24 protein-coding genes are annotated in these 14,756 nt (G+C 35.9%); 22 read left to right on the top strand and 2 right to left on the bottom strand.

The features are described from left to right. The 4 genes from JW886_RS07705 (at position 1) to JW886_RS07690 (ending at position 1,455) form a co-directional block, all read left to right on the top strand. Positions 1 to 186: a hypothetical protein gene (locus tag JW886_RS07705; RefSeq protein ID WP_205871775.1), complete on the top strand. Its 186-nt coding sequence runs from the start codon at positions 1 to 3 to the stop codon at positions 184 to 186. A 72-nt stretch (positions 187 to 258) separates the two neighbouring features. Further along, positions 259 to 918: an ORF6C domain-containing protein gene (locus tag JW886_RS07700; RefSeq protein WP_420844220.1), complete on the top strand. Its 660-nt coding sequence runs from the start codon at positions 259 to 261 to the stop codon at positions 916 to 918. Between the two features lie 12 nt (positions 919 to 930). After that, positions 931 to 1,167, top strand: a complete 237-nt coding sequence (locus tag JW886_RS07695; RefSeq protein ID WP_205871774.1) for a helix-turn-helix domain-containing protein — start codon at positions 931 to 933, stop codon at positions 1,165 to 1,167. A 12-nt stretch (positions 1,168 to 1,179) separates the two neighbouring features. Continuing rightward, positions 1,180 to 1,455 carry a hypothetical protein gene (locus JW886_RS07690; RefSeq protein ID WP_205872519.1) on the top strand — a complete coding sequence of 92 codons (276 nt, stop codon included), beginning with the start codon at positions 1,180 to 1,182 and terminating at the stop codon, positions 1,453 to 1,455. On the opposite strand, the gene JW886_RS07685 is transcribed toward JW886_RS07690, so the two are convergent. After that, positions 1,456 to 2,073: a hypothetical protein gene (locus tag JW886_RS07685; RefSeq protein WP_205871773.1), complete on the bottom strand. Its 618-nt coding sequence runs from the start codon at positions 2,071 to 2,073 to the stop codon at positions 1,456 to 1,458. A 142-nt stretch (positions 2,074 to 2,215) separates the two neighbouring features. On the opposite strand from JW886_RS07685, the gene JW886_RS07680 reads away from it, so the two are divergent. The 8 genes from JW886_RS07680 (at position 2,216) to JW886_RS07645 (ending at position 6,125) form a co-directional block, all read left to right on the top strand. Continuing rightward, positions 2,216 to 2,401, top strand: coding sequence for a helix-turn-helix domain-containing protein (locus JW886_RS07680; protein WP_205871772.1), 186 nt, complete (start codon positions 2,216 to 2,218; stop codon positions 2,399 to 2,401). Positions 2,402 to 2,412: 11 nt separating this feature from the next. Then, entirely contained in the window at positions 2,413 to 2,676 is a 264-nt protein-coding gene (locus tag JW886_RS07675; RefSeq protein ID WP_205871771.1) for a hypothetical protein, read from the top strand. 99 nt (positions 2,677 to 2,775) lie between these two features. Then, the gene (locus JW886_RS07670; protein ID WP_205871770.1) at positions 2,776 to 3,174 is read left to right on the top strand and encodes a hypothetical protein; all 399 of its coding nucleotides are present in this window, start codon (positions 2,776 to 2,778) and stop codon (positions 3,172 to 3,174) included. 8 nt (positions 3,175 to 3,182) lie between these two features. Continuing rightward, the gene (locus JW886_RS07665; protein ID WP_205871769.1) at positions 3,183 to 3,950 is read left to right on the top strand and encodes a Rad52/Rad22 family DNA repair protein; all 768 of its coding nucleotides are present in this window, start codon (positions 3,183 to 3,185) and stop codon (positions 3,948 to 3,950) included. Between the two features lie 274 nt (positions 3,951 to 4,224). Beyond that, positions 4,225 to 5,055: a DnaD domain protein gene (locus JW886_RS07660; RefSeq protein WP_205871768.1), complete on the top strand. Its 831-nt coding sequence runs from the start codon at positions 4,225 to 4,227 to the stop codon at positions 5,053 to 5,055. Continuing rightward, the gene (locus JW886_RS07655) at positions 5,036 to 5,257 is read left to right on the top strand and encodes a hypothetical protein (RefSeq protein WP_205871767.1); all 222 of its coding nucleotides are present in this window, start codon (positions 5,036 to 5,038) and stop codon (positions 5,255 to 5,257) included. Before JW886_RS07660 ends, JW886_RS07655 begins: the two co-directional genes overlap by 20 nt. After that, positions 5,247 to 5,636: a RusA family crossover junction endodeoxyribonuclease gene (locus JW886_RS07650; protein ID WP_205871766.1), complete on the top strand. Its 390-nt coding sequence runs from the start codon at positions 5,247 to 5,249 to the stop codon at positions 5,634 to 5,636. Before JW886_RS07655 ends, JW886_RS07650 begins: the two co-directional genes overlap by 11 nt. Before the next feature lie 99 nt (positions 5,637 to 5,735). Further along, positions 5,736 to 6,125 carry a hypothetical protein gene (locus JW886_RS07645; RefSeq protein WP_205871765.1) on the top strand — a complete coding sequence of 130 codons (390 nt, stop codon included), beginning with the start codon at positions 5,736 to 5,738 and terminating at the stop codon, positions 6,123 to 6,125. A gap of 31 nt (positions 6,126 to 6,156) precedes the next feature. Here JW886_RS07645 and JW886_RS07640 read toward each other — a convergent pair whose 3' ends face one another. Continuing rightward, the gene (locus tag JW886_RS07640; protein ID WP_241003756.1) at positions 6,157 to 6,798 is read right to left on the bottom strand and encodes a CPBP family intramembrane glutamic endopeptidase; all 642 of its coding nucleotides are present in this window, start codon (positions 6,796 to 6,798) and stop codon (positions 6,157 to 6,159) included. 151 nt (positions 6,799 to 6,949) lie between these two features. Between JW886_RS07640 and JW886_RS07635 the strand changes: the two genes are divergently transcribed. From JW886_RS07635 to JW886_RS07590, 10 genes are all read left to right on the top strand, one after another. Beyond that, positions 6,950 to 7,180: a hypothetical protein gene (locus JW886_RS07635; protein WP_205872502.1), complete on the top strand. Its 231-nt coding sequence runs from the start codon at positions 6,950 to 6,952 to the stop codon at positions 7,178 to 7,180. Beyond that, positions 7,177 to 7,314 (top strand): DUF1660 family phage protein, encoded by a 138-nt coding sequence (locus tag JW886_RS07630; protein WP_205871763.1) that lies wholly within the window; start codon positions 7,177 to 7,179, stop codon positions 7,312 to 7,314. The genes JW886_RS07635 and JW886_RS07630 overlap by 4 nt, the downstream gene beginning before the upstream one ends. Before the next feature lie 167 nt (positions 7,315 to 7,481). Further along, a complete protein-coding gene (locus tag JW886_RS07625) occupies positions 7,482 to 7,907 on the top strand; it encodes a hypothetical protein (RefSeq protein WP_205871762.1) in 426 nt (141 codons plus the stop codon). Positions 7,908 to 8,153: 246 nt separating this feature from the next. Beyond that, positions 8,154 to 8,579 carry a transcriptional regulator gene (locus tag JW886_RS07620; protein WP_205871761.1) on the top strand — a complete coding sequence of 142 codons (426 nt, stop codon included), beginning with the start codon at positions 8,154 to 8,156 and terminating at the stop codon, positions 8,577 to 8,579. 125 nt (positions 8,580 to 8,704) lie between these two features. Next, entirely contained in the window at positions 8,705 to 9,121 is a 417-nt protein-coding gene (locus JW886_RS07615) for a terminase small subunit (protein WP_205871760.1), read from the top strand. Continuing rightward, complete coding sequence (terL, locus tag JW886_RS07610) at positions 9,114 to 10,526, top strand: phage terminase large subunit (protein WP_241003755.1); 1,413 nt, start codon at positions 9,114 to 9,116, stop codon at positions 10,524 to 10,526. The genes JW886_RS07615 and terL overlap by 8 nt, the downstream gene beginning before the upstream one ends. A gap of 10 nt (positions 10,527 to 10,536) precedes the next feature. Continuing rightward, on the top strand, positions 10,537 to 12,147 hold the full coding sequence (locus JW886_RS07605) for a phage portal protein (RefSeq protein ID WP_241003754.1): 1,611 nt from the start codon (positions 10,537 to 10,539) through the stop codon (positions 12,145 to 12,147). Positions 12,148 to 12,150: 3 nt separating this feature from the next. Next, positions 12,151 to 13,194 (top strand): minor capsid protein, encoded by a 1,044-nt coding sequence (locus JW886_RS07600; protein WP_205871759.1) that lies wholly within the window; start codon positions 12,151 to 12,153, stop codon positions 13,192 to 13,194. Positions 13,195 to 13,269: 75 nt separating this feature from the next. Continuing rightward, complete coding sequence (locus JW886_RS07595; protein WP_205871758.1) at positions 13,270 to 13,860, top strand: hypothetical protein; 591 nt, start codon at positions 13,270 to 13,272, stop codon at positions 13,858 to 13,860. A gap of 251 nt (positions 13,861 to 14,111) precedes the next feature. Continuing rightward, positions 14,112 to 14,753 carry a DUF4355 domain-containing protein gene (locus JW886_RS07590; protein ID WP_205871757.1) on the top strand — a complete coding sequence of 214 codons (642 nt, stop codon included), beginning with the start codon at positions 14,112 to 14,114 and terminating at the stop codon, positions 14,751 to 14,753. The last annotated feature ends 3 nt before the right edge of the window (positions 14,754 to 14,756 follow it).

Below are 14,756 nucleotides of genomic sequence, written 5' to 3'. Positions count from 1 at the left end.
ATGAGCGAACAAGAAGTAACAGTAAAATCTGCGCTTGTCGAAGCAAACGAATTAATAAAAGCAGCATTCACAGATCATGGAATTCAAAATGAAGACGGAGAACAAGTGACTGTAAAAGAATTTGCTGATTTAGTTGGTCAAAAGATTTGGCTAGCAGCTGATATTTTAGGGATTGAACTAGACTAGGAGAAAGCTATGAATGAGTTAATTAAAATCACACAAAACGAAAATAACGACTAAGTAGTAAGCGGTCGTGAATTGCACAAATTTTTAGGAGTTAAAACTCGATACAATGACTGGTTTGAAGATATGGTTAAGTACGGGTTTACAGAGAACATTGATTTTATAGGTTTTACTGAAAAAAGAGTAAAACCTCAAGGCGGACGCCCAAGCATTGATCATGCACTCAAACTTGACATGGCAAAAGAAATTTCCATGATTCAGCGTAACGAAAAAGGAAAACAAGCTCGTCTGTATTTCATTGAAGTTGAAAAGCAAGCCAAAGAACAACAGTTACGAGTTCCAACTACTCAACATGAGCTTGTTCAATTAGCTTTATCAGCTAATGAAGAAACGAACCAACGAATTGACGTTGTTGAGGATAAGGTAGCTGATTTAACAGACAGATTCGGACTTCCGTCAAATAAAGCTAAAGTTTTGCAAAAGAAAGTCGCAAGTAAGGTCTACATGTTTACTGGCGGTAAAGATTCTAACGCTCATAAAAAGATGGGTGGTAGAGTTTTCAAAGAGTTTTATAAAGACTTAAATAATCGCTTCGACGTTGTGAAATACAGCGATATTCCATTAAGTCGTTATGATGAAGCTTTAGAATATCTAGATATGTGGCAACCTTCATTTAACACGACACTTGAAATTCGTGGCTTAAACTCACAAACAAGCTTTGAGTTTGAAAATTAGAAAGGAGTTCAGATGGAATACAAAGATGATGATTACTTGACAACTCAGCAAGTTGCGGAAAAGTTTTCTATTCATGCCCAAACTGTTTATAGAAGGAGAAAGGCAATGGAACTTTTTCCACAATTCAAGTGTGGAATTTTCATGAATGGTCGAAGATTTCGTTACAAAGAAATTAGAGACTTCATGCAATATTTTGGAACACCTGAGTACAAGCAAGAACTAAAAAAACGTCAATCGGTTATCAAATGAGAAGAGGTACTCATGGCATACAGATATATCGTCGAACGTGAAACGGGTGAAATCTTGTTCGATCTATTCCATGATCTAATCACACAAAATTTAAAAGCCCTAAAGCGAATTGCTAAAAGGCTTAATGCGGTTCTTAGATGGAAAAGAGAGATGATTATGAACCAAAAGAAAAAATACCACAAATGTATTATTTGTGGAGATTATACAGATACAGATTTAGAGTTTGAAGATGGAACATTTATTTGTGAATCTTGTGCTCAATCTCAATGCGATCTAGCGGATTATTAATCAGATGTTGTTCCATGTATTGACAAAGTGGTCTGCTTCAAGTTTTAGTTCTAAAACGTCCTCAGGAGTTGGAGGTTCAGCTTCAATAAGTTGACCATTTTGTAAATTAAGGACAGCAAACTTTTCGTCTCCTTTTATTTGGAAATCTTTTTCTGATATTTGCATGAGTGTCAACATAGATTTAATGTTACGTTTAGCAACTTTTGTATCCTTATTGGGCTTTTTATAATAATTTTTTATGTAGTATTTCTTGCCATCGATGATCAAACCAATCTCAGGATTACTTCCAATAAATATGTCATCGGACATGCTCCAATGAGCTTTACCGACAGGAAAATATTCTACATTATGTTTTTTGATAAAGGAGATATATTTTGTGATATTTCGAGAGTAATTGGGAATTTTCTTTTCATCTACGGTTGTTAGGAGTTCCTTCAATGTTTCAATCGGTAAATCTTTTTCGTGAATGTTCTTAATTGCATCTCTAAGTGGTTTCCAATAATCAGTAGCTGGACTGTATCCTGGAGCTTTCTTAATTGATCTGACAGTATTAATTTTAGCACTTGGACTAACTTTGGCTGTGTAATCTAAAAAACGGGTGAGAGAAATTCGGATCATGAATTGTTTCCTTAATATGTATTTGAATAGTGCCCAATCGAATGGTCAATGTTCTTAGTAAATATTATATTTTAATATCAATATATCGCGAGTAACAAATAAGGTTGACAAAACTTAAGACTTATGAACTGGAGAATTAATAATGTGGAATAAATTAGAAAAGATAATAAGCGATAAAGGTATTACAATCTATCGCTTAGGAAAATTAACAGGACTTGGAGTAAGTGTCTTTTATAATCTCAAAAGTGGACGTATAAAAGATGTGACATTTCAAACAGCAATAAAAATAGCTGATGCATTAAACGTCAGCTTAGACGAACTAAGATAGAAAGAAAAACAATGCAAAGAGCAATTAGAAACGGCAGAGCAGTTGGCTTGATTCCGACTCCATTTGGTCACAAAGTTCAAGAATTAGATGTAGATTATAAATCACTCTATGAACAAGCTGTAGCACAAGCTTCACGCTTTTCCAGAGAACATGCTGAAGCAATAGCTGAAACACGTTACTGGTATCGGCGAGCTATGGAAAACGAAGCGTATAGAGAAGCGTGGGAGCGTGACCACAATCTTGATCGCTTTGAATTTATCACGGATGCAAAATAAAAAGTCCGCACGGGAATGCGGACAAGACGTGATGTGTCTTATTTAATATGATAACAAGATTATATCACGTTTCACATGAAAAAAGAAACGGAGAGGATTATGGACTTACAACTTATACCAGTAAATGGTGATACTGGGGAAAGAATCAACTTGAATCCATCAGTTTTAAAAGAGATGGATAATATAACTCTTACGGAGTTTTACTCTCAATTGAAAGTAGTAGCTGACCTTTATAAGAAAGCTGATACTGAAGTTAAAAAAAGACTGGATGAGGGACAACAATTCAATCGTTTGAGTTATGGTAAAGCAGCACAACAAAAGGTTTTGACTATGAACAGTAAACAGAAACGTGATCTAGTAATGAATCATGGTTGGGATTGTGTGGAGCCAATTAGTTTAACCAAACTCAAGAGTATGTTTGGAAACAGTATTGAACAAGAGCTTGAACAGTCTATTGTTATAAAACCAAAAAAAGCCCCTCTTAGATGGGATGCGTGAGGTAACTTATGACAAATTATGAAGAACAAATGCTTGCTTTACAAAAGCCTCTACATCCAAATCGCATAGTTTGGAGAGTTCAACAGATGGGATGGAGTAATGATAAACCCTGGGTATTGGTTCTTGCTTATTTAGATAATCGAGCAGTACAAGAACGATTTGATGAAGTTTTCGGGATTGCTGGGTGGAAAAATGAGTATAGAAGTGGTCCAGATGGTGGAATCTTGTGTGGAATATCTGTCAAATTCGAAGAAGAATGGGTTACAAAATGGGATGGAGCAGATAAAACTCAAGTAGAAGCAGTGAAAGGTGGTCTATCTGGTTCTATGAAGCGAGCTGCAGTGCAGTGGGGTGTGGGTCGCTATTTATACGATTTGCCTGTTACATTTGCCCAAACTTCTGACAAAAAAGTTGAAGGTTGGAATAAGGCTTACGACCGCGATAAAAAGAAAAATTATTGGTGGGAAAACCCTAAATTGCCTGATTGGGCTTTACCAAAAGATGAGCCCATTAAATCTGTAAAGACTTATTCAATCAAAGATAAGCACGGAAAATCAAAGGAAGTTGATGAAACTTACATGCAAAGTGTTGTTGAAAGAATGGTATCATTTGCTGGCAAACAATATGGGGCATCAGTAGATGCGCAAAATGCCTGGTTAGCCATGCCGCTTGATGCAGCATATAACGCTATCGAAAGTTTTGTAGAAGCCAAAAAAGATGCTGCAATTAAAGCATCTGAGGATAGCATGATGCAAGATAGTTTGCCTAATCAATAACAAGAAGTTCATGAGCAAAGCTGCAGTCCTCAATAATCCTAAGCAGATAGAGAGCTACTAAGCTCAACTTTAAAATCATTTTTGGACAAGTGATTTGTATTTAGTCAGCCTGAGCAAGCTTTTAACTGCTCGCCGCATTGCGGTTGGAGGTCAACGTGATCTATGACGAGAACATGATTAAAGGAATCATAGAAAAATATGACTGCGATTATGATACGGCAGTCGAACTATTTAATGATATTGATTAAATTTAAAAATAACAGAAAGGAGAGAGATGCAAAGTATAAAGCGTAAAAAAGCGGGTAATAACTTTACAATTCTTAGCAATGAATTTTTACGGGATGAGAAACTTTCACTTAAGGCGAAGGGCTTGCTTGCATATATTTTGAGTTTACCAGATGACTGGAAAATATATTTTGAAGAGATAGAAAAACACCATAAAGATGGAAAAGCTTCGTTAAGAACGGCTTGGAAAGAGCTTGAAAGCAACGGTTATGCAAGAACATTACGGAAAATTGATCCTGAAACTAAAGCTGTTAAAGAATGGTACAAGGAAGTATCTGATTTTAAAAAGCCAGATTCCGATTTCCCAGATGTGGCTTTTCCAGATCTGGCTTTCCCAGATGTGGGAAATAAGCAGCTACTAAATACTAATATACAAAGTACTAATAAACAAAATACTGAAAATATAAAAACTACTCTCTCTGGCGAGAAACAGAATCTTTTCCAAAAGCTTTCAGACATCTACCAAGAAAATTTTGGAATGGCAAGTTCTATCATCATGGAGAATATTAAATATGATTTAGAAGATTTTGGTTATGACTTGGTAAAAGAAGCAATGAGAAGAGCTGCTCTATCTCAACGAAACTATAGGAGCGCACAAAACATCTTAAAAGACTGGCAACGAAAAGGGGTTAAGACTTTGCAAGATGTTAAAGCAGATGATGTTAATTTTAGAAATCGTAAGCAGAAAAATAACTCATATCATTCTAGCAAAATCGTTCAAGGAGCGCCTGAGTGGTCCAACCCTAAAACTCTTAAAGACAGAAAATATATGTCAAACGAAGAAGTGGAGGCTTTAATAAATGGCTTGGGAGATACCTAAGAGTGCCTTTGATAAGAAACTTGCTTCATATTATTTAAACTTCGTCCCTGGTGTAACTTATCAGCAATTCGTTAGATATGTTAAATGGGCCCATGAAAAGGAGATTGTAATGAATCCAGTTACTTTCATAGCTTCTGTTAATAAAATCAGTAACGAAGCGGCTACCGAGATAATGATATATGGAGAAGTAAATGAAGTTTGAGTTTAAGCTAGGCAAGATGCCAACGACTCAGCAACAAAAGGGAATTAGTTATAAAAACGGTAAACCAACTTTTTATAACCGCAAGGGTACGACTAACAGAGAGCTACAACACTTACTTAGTCGATATAAACCAAAGAAAGGTTTCTCTAAAGAGCAGCATCTTATTCTGGATATTGTCTTCACTTACGCCGTAAAAAATAAGAAACAGTGGGGAAAGCCTAAACCGACTCGACCTGATTTAGATAATCTTCTAAAGAACATCCAAGATTACATGACTAAGTTTGGCTATTATGCAGATGATAGTCAGCTTGTAGTAGTCTGTGCAAGAAAGTTTTACGGCGATGAAAATAAGATAGAAATTGAAATAACTGAGGTATAACATGGTAAAAACAAACTTCATGACCATCAAAAAGTTATATGGCCTTGCAGGGGATTCTGCTTTCAGGCAAAGCACTCGCAGCGCTAGAAGGGGGAGAGGATGAGTAAAGAAGAAAGACTTCTAAAATTCAAAAATGAACTTAATTTTGGTATTGAAACAAAAGAGGGCACTTTCTATGTTCCTAAAGATGATGTAATCAGAATAGTATCTGATTTATTAGATGAGGTTTCTCAACCCCAGCTCACGATTCCGAGGGAAGTTGCGGATGAGTTGGAAGAAGAAATCGAAGAAGCATATAGTAGCGATTATATCCGCTCATATAGTGATGTAGGGGATTATATGAAAGTAATCACTGATGGTCTTGGTGATGATAGTGAGCTTTATAAATTTATGTTTCCAGCTAATGACGCCTTACTTGGATGTTCACACCGTAATATAATCTATCTCTACTTGGTGGATAAAGATCTCGTGAAAGTGGTGGAGGGATGAAAAAAGAGGTAAGTCTTCTTACCTCAATTGTTTAGTGATGTGTCAACATGTAACTTAAGAATGCTATCCAATCGTAAGCGATGTGAATAAGATAACCAGAGTATATTGAATCACTCCGTAATGAAGCGATTGTAAAAGGGATTCTAGCGAGAGAAATTACTAGCAATACTTGTGCAAAGTTCCAATCATATGTAGACAAATGTAATAGACCAAAAATTATTGCCGACGCTATGACGCCTACTACAAGAGCTTTACGTGTTCCGCCCATGATATTTACTATTATAAGGAGAAGCACGATGGTAATTAGTTCTTCTCCCAAAAGCATAGGAATAGTTTTTAAAAGTTCTAATAGATCAAAATTTTGTGCAAGAGGGTTGTCATGAGGGTTGCTATGGAGAACTTTAGTGACAAAATATAATCCAGTTAGGGCGAAGGCATATGATGCAATTAATCCTAAGAAAAAAGTACTCGTTAGTTTTTTAGGCTTGGAAAAAGTGTACGTTATACCCTCTTTTCCAAATAGGATGTAAAGACTTATAAATCCAGCAATGGCCAATGAGAATGGAGCAATGAATGGAATTTCATAAATTAGTGCTGAGAATCCAAGTGCAAGTAACACTAAAGAAATAGGAACAGCTGGCTTACTCATACGAGCAGTAAAAAGTTGCTTCAAGGGGAAGTCCTCCAAATATTAATAAAGAGATTATACCATGAATTTAAATTAATTAGACATTTAAAACAATAATGGAGACAAAAAGAAAAATTATGACAGACAAAATACTAACGCTGATCATCAAAGTGTGTGATTGGTGGGGAGGGATTTGATGAAACAGGAATTAGGATATACACAGTATAAATTTAATTATATTACTGATTACGCAAAACAAATTGATAAATCAGCAACACGGATGGAATTTATCTGGCAGAATAGAGATTCATTTAAAGACAATGTTGATATTGAAGTAGCTCTTGAAAATGCTCTCAAAAACATTGAGCGTCAGATTGAAGAATTCAAAGGTTATCTGAAACCCTTTGATAAGGAGGACAACCAATGAAGCTAATGTGTAAGCTGTTCAGGCATAAGTGGGTTCAATATCACTACGCTTTAGCAACATGTGTGAGGTGCAATGCAACTCGTATTAACCGCTCTGACCTTGACGAGTCGGAGAATGTGTTCGGGGAGGAATGAATCAATGGAGTTAATAATTGAAACAAATACAATTCAAAGATTGTTTGGAAATTCGATTAATTACAACGTTAACTTCCAAAATGTATCATTTGAAGAAATGAAGACTCTAATGACTGTCTATGATGGAATTAAGGAAGAACGTAAGCAGCGACTGGAGGAGATATCTAGTGAATAAAAAAGTAAATGAATCAGCTGCGAATGATTTGTGGCATAGATGTATTGATTCAAATAGCTACACTCATATGGGCTCAGACGTAAAGTTTGATGTGATAGCAGATGCAGTTATTGGTGAAAAAGAATGGAATCGAAGAGACCAAGCCATGACTGCCATTAAAGCAATGGGCAAAATCTTGAAGCCAGAACAAAAGTTGGAGATACTTAAAAAAGCGGGAGTCGCTAAAGAAGCTATTGATAGGTGCTACCTAAAAGATGTATCAAACAAAGAGGAGGTTGTAAAGATTAATAACAAAAATAAAAAAACAACTACTACTATAGTTGGAGAAGTGATTGCTTATCTATTAATTGCAGCTGTTGCGATTATTATCCTTGGATTATTAGCTCGTGTAATTCGTTGGGTCTGGTTAGGATATTAGGAGGGATAGATGAAAATTGATATAAAACGACTGTTTAGGGCGATTGGAGTGGTTGCAGTTACATTATTATTCGCATGGCTAATGACACTAGTTCCAACTTGGCTAAGTATCGCATTTCTGAGTTTATTATATGTGGTTATATTATACAGAACTTCTAAGAAATAAATACAAAAAGCGCACTGCAATGCGCTTTAAAAAGAACTTTTCTTAATTCTATTATACCAAAATATAAGGAGTTAAGACACCATGAGTAGAAGATATAGACTTTCAAAACAGGACATGAAATCAATTTCAAAGAAGCTTTATCTTTACAGAGAGGTAGATAAAGCAATAGCAATACGAAAGCAAGAATTAATGATAAGGGAACAACATGATGAAAATATTGGAGGGGGCAGATCAAGCAAAATTTCAAATCCAACACATGACATTGTTGAAAAATGGATGATGGATGATCAGATTATTTACATTGAGAATTTTAGAAAAAGGGTTGATGAATTAATCAATAAATTGGATGATGCATCAAAATTGCTCTTCCATTATCAGTGGATTGATACTAATTACTATACAGAAGATGAGCTTGCCAAGCTGTGTTTAATGAGTGATAGGACAGTTAGAAGGAAAAAGAGAGCAATTTTAGAAATGTATGATGATGCATGCGGCGGCTTTTGGTAAGATTGTCCTTTTAGCCCCCTTTAAACGGACACGTTATTTATTGTATTATAGTATTATCAAGAAATTGAAAAAATAAAAGAAGTCGTCAGATATGACGGCTTTTTATGTTGCTGAAAGGAGACAAAATGCCAGTATTAGATAATGCAAGACACGAAAAGTTTGTTCAATGCCTGATTTCTGGCATGAGCCAACGAAAAGCCTATAGAGAAGCAATCAAGCAATCAAAGAATTGGAAGGATGAAACAGTAGATTCTAAAGCCTCCAATTTGTTTAAAAATGATAAGGTTCGGGCAAGGTATAAAGAACTTCAGGAAGAAGCTCAGGATGCAGCCATCATGACCCGTAAAGAGCGAATGGTCACTTTATCAGAGATAGCTAAAAACGCTGAAAAAGAAGCAGATATGATTAAGGCAATTGATACGCTTAATAAAATGGATGGAGATTACACAAGTAAAGTTGAGTTATCTGGTTCAGTCAAAACTAATCCTTTTGTAAATTTAACAACAGAAGAACTTAGAAAGTTGGCGAGCCGTGATGGATAAAATAGCGCTAGGGGCTAAAATTGAGCTGGCTAAGCGCTTTTTCTTTGACTATTGTAATCTTATCATGCCGAGCTTTTATAAGCGAGAAAGAGCTTATCTAGTTGAGATGTGCAATGAATTTCAAGCATTTCTTGACGATGATGAGCACGATGTCCTTGTTCTAACTCTTCCGCCACGACACGGTAAGTCTCTAACGCTTGGCCGGTTTGTTGAATGGGTTTTGGGGAACGATCATAATAAAAAGATTATGACTGGTTCATATAATGAAACTTTATCCACAGTTTTTTCTAAAAATGTTCGTAACACACTTCAAGAAGAAAAGGCAGACGAAAATAAAATTGTTTACTCTGATATTTTCGATGCTGAAATCAAATATGGAGACGCTGCGAAAAATCTTTGGAGTCTGTCGGATGGTTATAATAACTATCTGGCTACTTCTCCAACAGGTACTGCCACAGGTTTTGGTGCTGACATCATTATCATTGACGACGTTATTAAGAATGCTGAGGAAGCAAACAATGCGACAGTCTTGGAAAAGCACTGGGAATGGTTTGTAAACACTATGCTTTCACGTTTGGAATCAGGCGGAAAGATTATTATCAATATGACTCGTTGGCACAGCGAGGATTTGGCAGGACGAGCTTTGCGAGAACTTCCCCAAAATGGTTACCGAGTAAAGCATATTAATTTTAAAGCATTCAACGAAGAAACAAATGAAATGCTATGTGATGATGTCCTTTCTTTTGAAGATTATCAACGTAAAGTAAAAACTATGGGTGCTGATATAGCTAGCGCCAACTATCAGCAAGAGCCAATTGATATAAAAGGGCGATTATATGGAGAGTTTAAAACATATAGTGCTCGTTCAGATTATAAGAAGATATGGAACTATTGCGATACAGCAGATACTGGTAAAGACTATCTCTGTTCTATAGTTTGGGGTGAGACCGCAGATGGTTACGCAGATGTCTTAGATGTTATTTATACACAAAAACCGATGGAGTACACTGAAAATGCTGTAGCGAATCAATTAATAAATAACCAAGTTAATGCATCAAGGATCGAGCGCAATAATGGCGGTCGGTCTTTTGCTCGTTCTGTCAGAGATAAAATTCAAGGTAAGGTTGCGTGTGCTGTAGAGGACTTCTACCAAGGCAACAACAAAGAAGCACGAATATATTCCAATAGTTACTGGATTGAGCAGCACGTTCGCTTTCCTAACGATTGGAGAACAAGGTTCCCTGAATACTACCAAGCAATGACCACTTACCAAAAAGAAGGAAAAAATAAGCATGATGATGCACCAGATGCAACAACTGGTATTGCTGAGACAATGACTATGAATATAAATAGCACAGTTGATGTTGCTAAAACAATAAATAAATTCAAAAAGTTAGGTTTATAGAGGTGAAAAAGTGGATAAAATTATTAATCTATTAGGTAAAGAGCGTTTTGACAAAGAAGCGAACTTAATCTACCGTGTACCTGTTGATATGCTTCCGAAGAGACCGATGTTAGATAAGAGTACTGGGGAAATAGAAGAAGTCATTGATTTTGAACATGAAGATATGCGAAAACTAATCATTGAGTTTATCGAGCATCATAAATCAAAACAAGTACCTAGATTGAAGCAGCTAAAGCGATATATGCTTGCAGATAATAATATTAAATATCGCCCGCCCAAACCTGAAGGGCGATCAGATAACCGGATTGCTAGTGATTTTGCGAACTTCATTGTTTCTTTTAAATTGGGAGTTCTTTTAGGAAATCCCTTGAAGTATACTGGAGACAAAGCAATTACAGATAGGATTGAGCAGTTCTCTAGTCAGACGAATGAAGATTATCATAATCAATTAATGGGACATGATACTTTTGGCTTTGGTCGTGCCTATGAATGGATTGGTCGTGATGAGTACGGAAAAGAAACTGTAGCGAAATTCAATGTTGAACATACCTTTGTTATTTATGACAATACAAAAGATAAAAATTCAATCTGTGGCGTTCATTATTACGAAGATAAATTCTTAGACAAACAGTGGACTCGGATAGAACTTTATACAAATACAGGTTTTAATTACTTCTTGCGAGCCGAAAATAATAATTTAACTGAGATGAAACTAGAAGATGAAGGAAGGGTAGAAAGTTATTTTGATAGCGTACAGATAAATGAGTGGATCAATAATGAAGAAAGGCTCAGCGACTTTGAAAATGTTCTGGACTCTATTGATGCTTATGATTTATCTCGCTCGGAAATGGCTAACTTTCAGCAAGATACTTCTGAAGCTTATCTCGTAATTAAAGGTAATCCAGATACTGGTCAAGATGAGACAGGGGATAACAGTAAATTAGAATTATTTAAAGCAATGCAGCAAGCAAGGATGCTTGTACTAGGAGATAAAAAGATATATGACGGTGTAGCTGGTGCTGAACCTGATGCAAGTTATTTAAAAAAAGAATATGATGTTCAAGGAATTGAAGCCAATGATAGTCGCACCGTTGCGGATATATTACGTTTCACATCATTGATTGATTTCACTGACGAGAATATAGGCTCTAATCAGTCAGGTATTGGATTCCGGTTTAAAGGTTGGGGATCTGATAATGATAGAAAGAATAAAGAGCGGATGGTGAAAAAAGCACTCATGCGAAGACTTAGGTTACTGACTCACTCATGGAGTATTAAAGATAATCTAACTCAGACTCAAACATTAGTTGATAAAGTTAAATCAATATTTACCAATGATGAAAAAGAAAAGGCTGATCTTTATAACAAAATTAACGAAGTACAGATTAAATTTACTCCTAATGTTCCACAATCTGATGAAGAAATAATGACTGTCATTTCTGGTATGAATGGTATTGTTTCGGATGAAACACTTTGTCAAATGGCTGAAAAGCTGACTGGAGTATCAGCAGATGAAGAACTTAAAAGACTAAAAAAAGAAGCAGCTTCTACATCTATTTTCGATCAGGACAAACAAGCCTACGAAAAACAAGAACAGTCGCCAGCTGATGCTGAGGAGTAGCTCATGAAAACTCCTAACTATTGGATCAAACGTGAACAAGCATGGCAAGCGCAACAAATTAAAGATGACACCAAGCGAATGAAGCAGATCATGAACAAGCTATTTGAAGCTCAGGAAGCTATTCAAAAAGAGATTAATGCTAATTGGAATAATTTTACGAATGGGCAGGGAGTTTCAATTAGTGAAGCTATGAAGCGTGCAGATAAGATGGATGTTAAATCGTTTGGAAAGAAAGCTAAAAGGTATGTAGAAACAAAAGATTTCTCACATAGAGCTAACCAAGTATTGAAACTTTATAACTTAACCATGCGAGTAAACCGCTTAGAGTTATTGAAAGCAAATATAGGGTTGGAGCTTATTGCTGTATTCGATGAGTTGGATAAATACTTTTCAAATACGCTCACTGGTACTGCTTTAGAAGAATTTGAAAGGCAAGCGGGCATTCTAGGCCTAAGCGTGCCAAAAACAGGTTACAAAACGCTAATAGAATCCGTTGTTAACAGTGGATTCCAAGCAGATAATTTTGCTAGTTTTTCAGATAAGTTGTGGCAGTATCAGTATGAATTGAAAGCTGACCTTGAAAAACTTCTAATTAGATCAGTTACCCAAGGGAAGAACCCAAAGGAACTCACGCAACCCTTGAAAAGGTTGATGACGGAAAAAGGAAAGCAAAATGCGACTTATTACGCCCAACGCTTATTAGTGACGGAGACAACCAGAGTCCAAACTTCTATACAAGAAGATAGCTACAAAAGGGCTGAAATCGAGGAATATAAATATATTGCAGAGCCTGACGCTTGCCCAACTTGCGGAGCGTTAAATGGTAGAACATTTAAAGTTAATGATATGTCTCCAGGAATAAATGCACCAAATATGCATCCGTTTTGCAGATGTAGCACCGCTCCATATATAGATGATAAAGCTTTTTGGGATAGCTTATTGAAACGTGGTGTAATCAATCAAGATGAGTATAAGCAGGCTTTTGAGGACAGAGCAGAAGCTGACAAAGCAATTGAAGAATTGCGCAGAAAAAGAAAAAATAACTAAGCGTTTGTCACTGACAGGCGCTTTTGATTAAAATAAATGATATGATAATAGATATTAAAATGTAAGAGGTAAATCATGACTACTATTTCCACTATCTTAGCTACAATTTCTATTATCATGCCATTAATAGCTATTGTATTTGGCTTGTTTATTTACAATCTTCTAAAAGAAATGCCGAAAATGATTGGTGATAAGATAAAGTCAGAAAGAGAATTCAGTTTTAATAAAACTTTACAGATTGATCAATTTTATCGGAAAGATGGTACTTTACAGACGATAATGATGCAGTGGGCTAAGTATGCTATGGATCCGGATTTCGTTGAAAAATCTATGAGTACACCTAAAGGTAAAAAAGATTTGAATGAATTACTCCAGAAAACGGTAGGTTATGGTTCACCTAGGACAATAGCGCTTGTTTCTATAATGTTCCAAGATCTTTATAATAATGAAGCAGTCGATATAGAGGAGACAGATGGATTTACAGAAAATGGTTTAGGAACTCTTACGATTTTAGCTATGATTTTTTCTTCTTTAAAATACGATTTTACAGGTCAAAAAATAGATGAGTTAGAAATAATCAAGATTAAGATAAATGATTATGTGAAGTATGAACCACTTTTTAAGGCAAGGATTAACGAAGTTAATCAAAGAATATCAAGTAGGTAAAAATATGAAAATTAACATTACGGCTTATGCAGCAGCAATTATCATTGTGAGCATATTAGTAATAATTGTATTTTATTTTTTTTATAGATGGTTAAAAAAATGAGTGCTGAATATAGTCAGTACTTTTTTATATATAAACTTCAAACCCTTGGGATACCATGGGTTTTTCTTATGTCCAAGCGTGATGACATTAAAAGCTTCGGAAGTGCAAGCATTTATCCACGTTAAAAGATATGGAAGGAGCATCAAATATGAAACATAAGGAACTATTTCAACTCAACTTGCAACTCTTTGCAGATGGACAAGAAGGTGATGAAGGTGGAACAGGAACCGGCCAATCTACTCCCCCTGAATTTAATCCAGATGAGCTGACAGATGAGCAAGTTGCAATAATCAAAGACAAATTTGGGCTTAAAGATGACACTGATGTAGATTCTATAATCAACACTAGATATTCTCGCTGGCAAAAGGAACTTGATGAGAAGCAGAACGAAGCTGCTAAATTAGCTGCTATGGATGAAAAGCAAAAAGCTGATTATGAGATGCAACAGCTTCAAGATAAAATTGCTGCTTATGAACGCAAGGAGCAATTGGCTGAAATGTCTGAAACGGCGAGTGGTATGCTGAACGATAAAGGTATACAACCCACTAAAGAAGTTTTAGAAATGATTGTATCAGAAGATGCTGATAAAACTTCTAATAATGTGAAGTCTTATATTGCGGCAATCGAAGCTGAGCGAGAATCTATCAAAGCTGATTTTGAAAAAAGGTTAGGTGGTAAGATACCACTTGATGGAAGCGGTACTGCGACATTATCACGTGGTGCTCAATTAGCAAAAGCTGCAAATAACCAAACAAAAAAGCCCGATAACGATCCATGGGCGCTTAAATAGGAG

This window comes from Lactococcus taiwanensis (genome assembly GCF_017068355.1).
Taxonomy (GTDB): domain Bacteria; phylum Bacillota; class Bacilli; order Lactobacillales; family Streptococcaceae; genus Lactococcus; species Lactococcus taiwanensis.
This window is presented reverse-complemented; position numbering and strand designations above follow the sequence as displayed.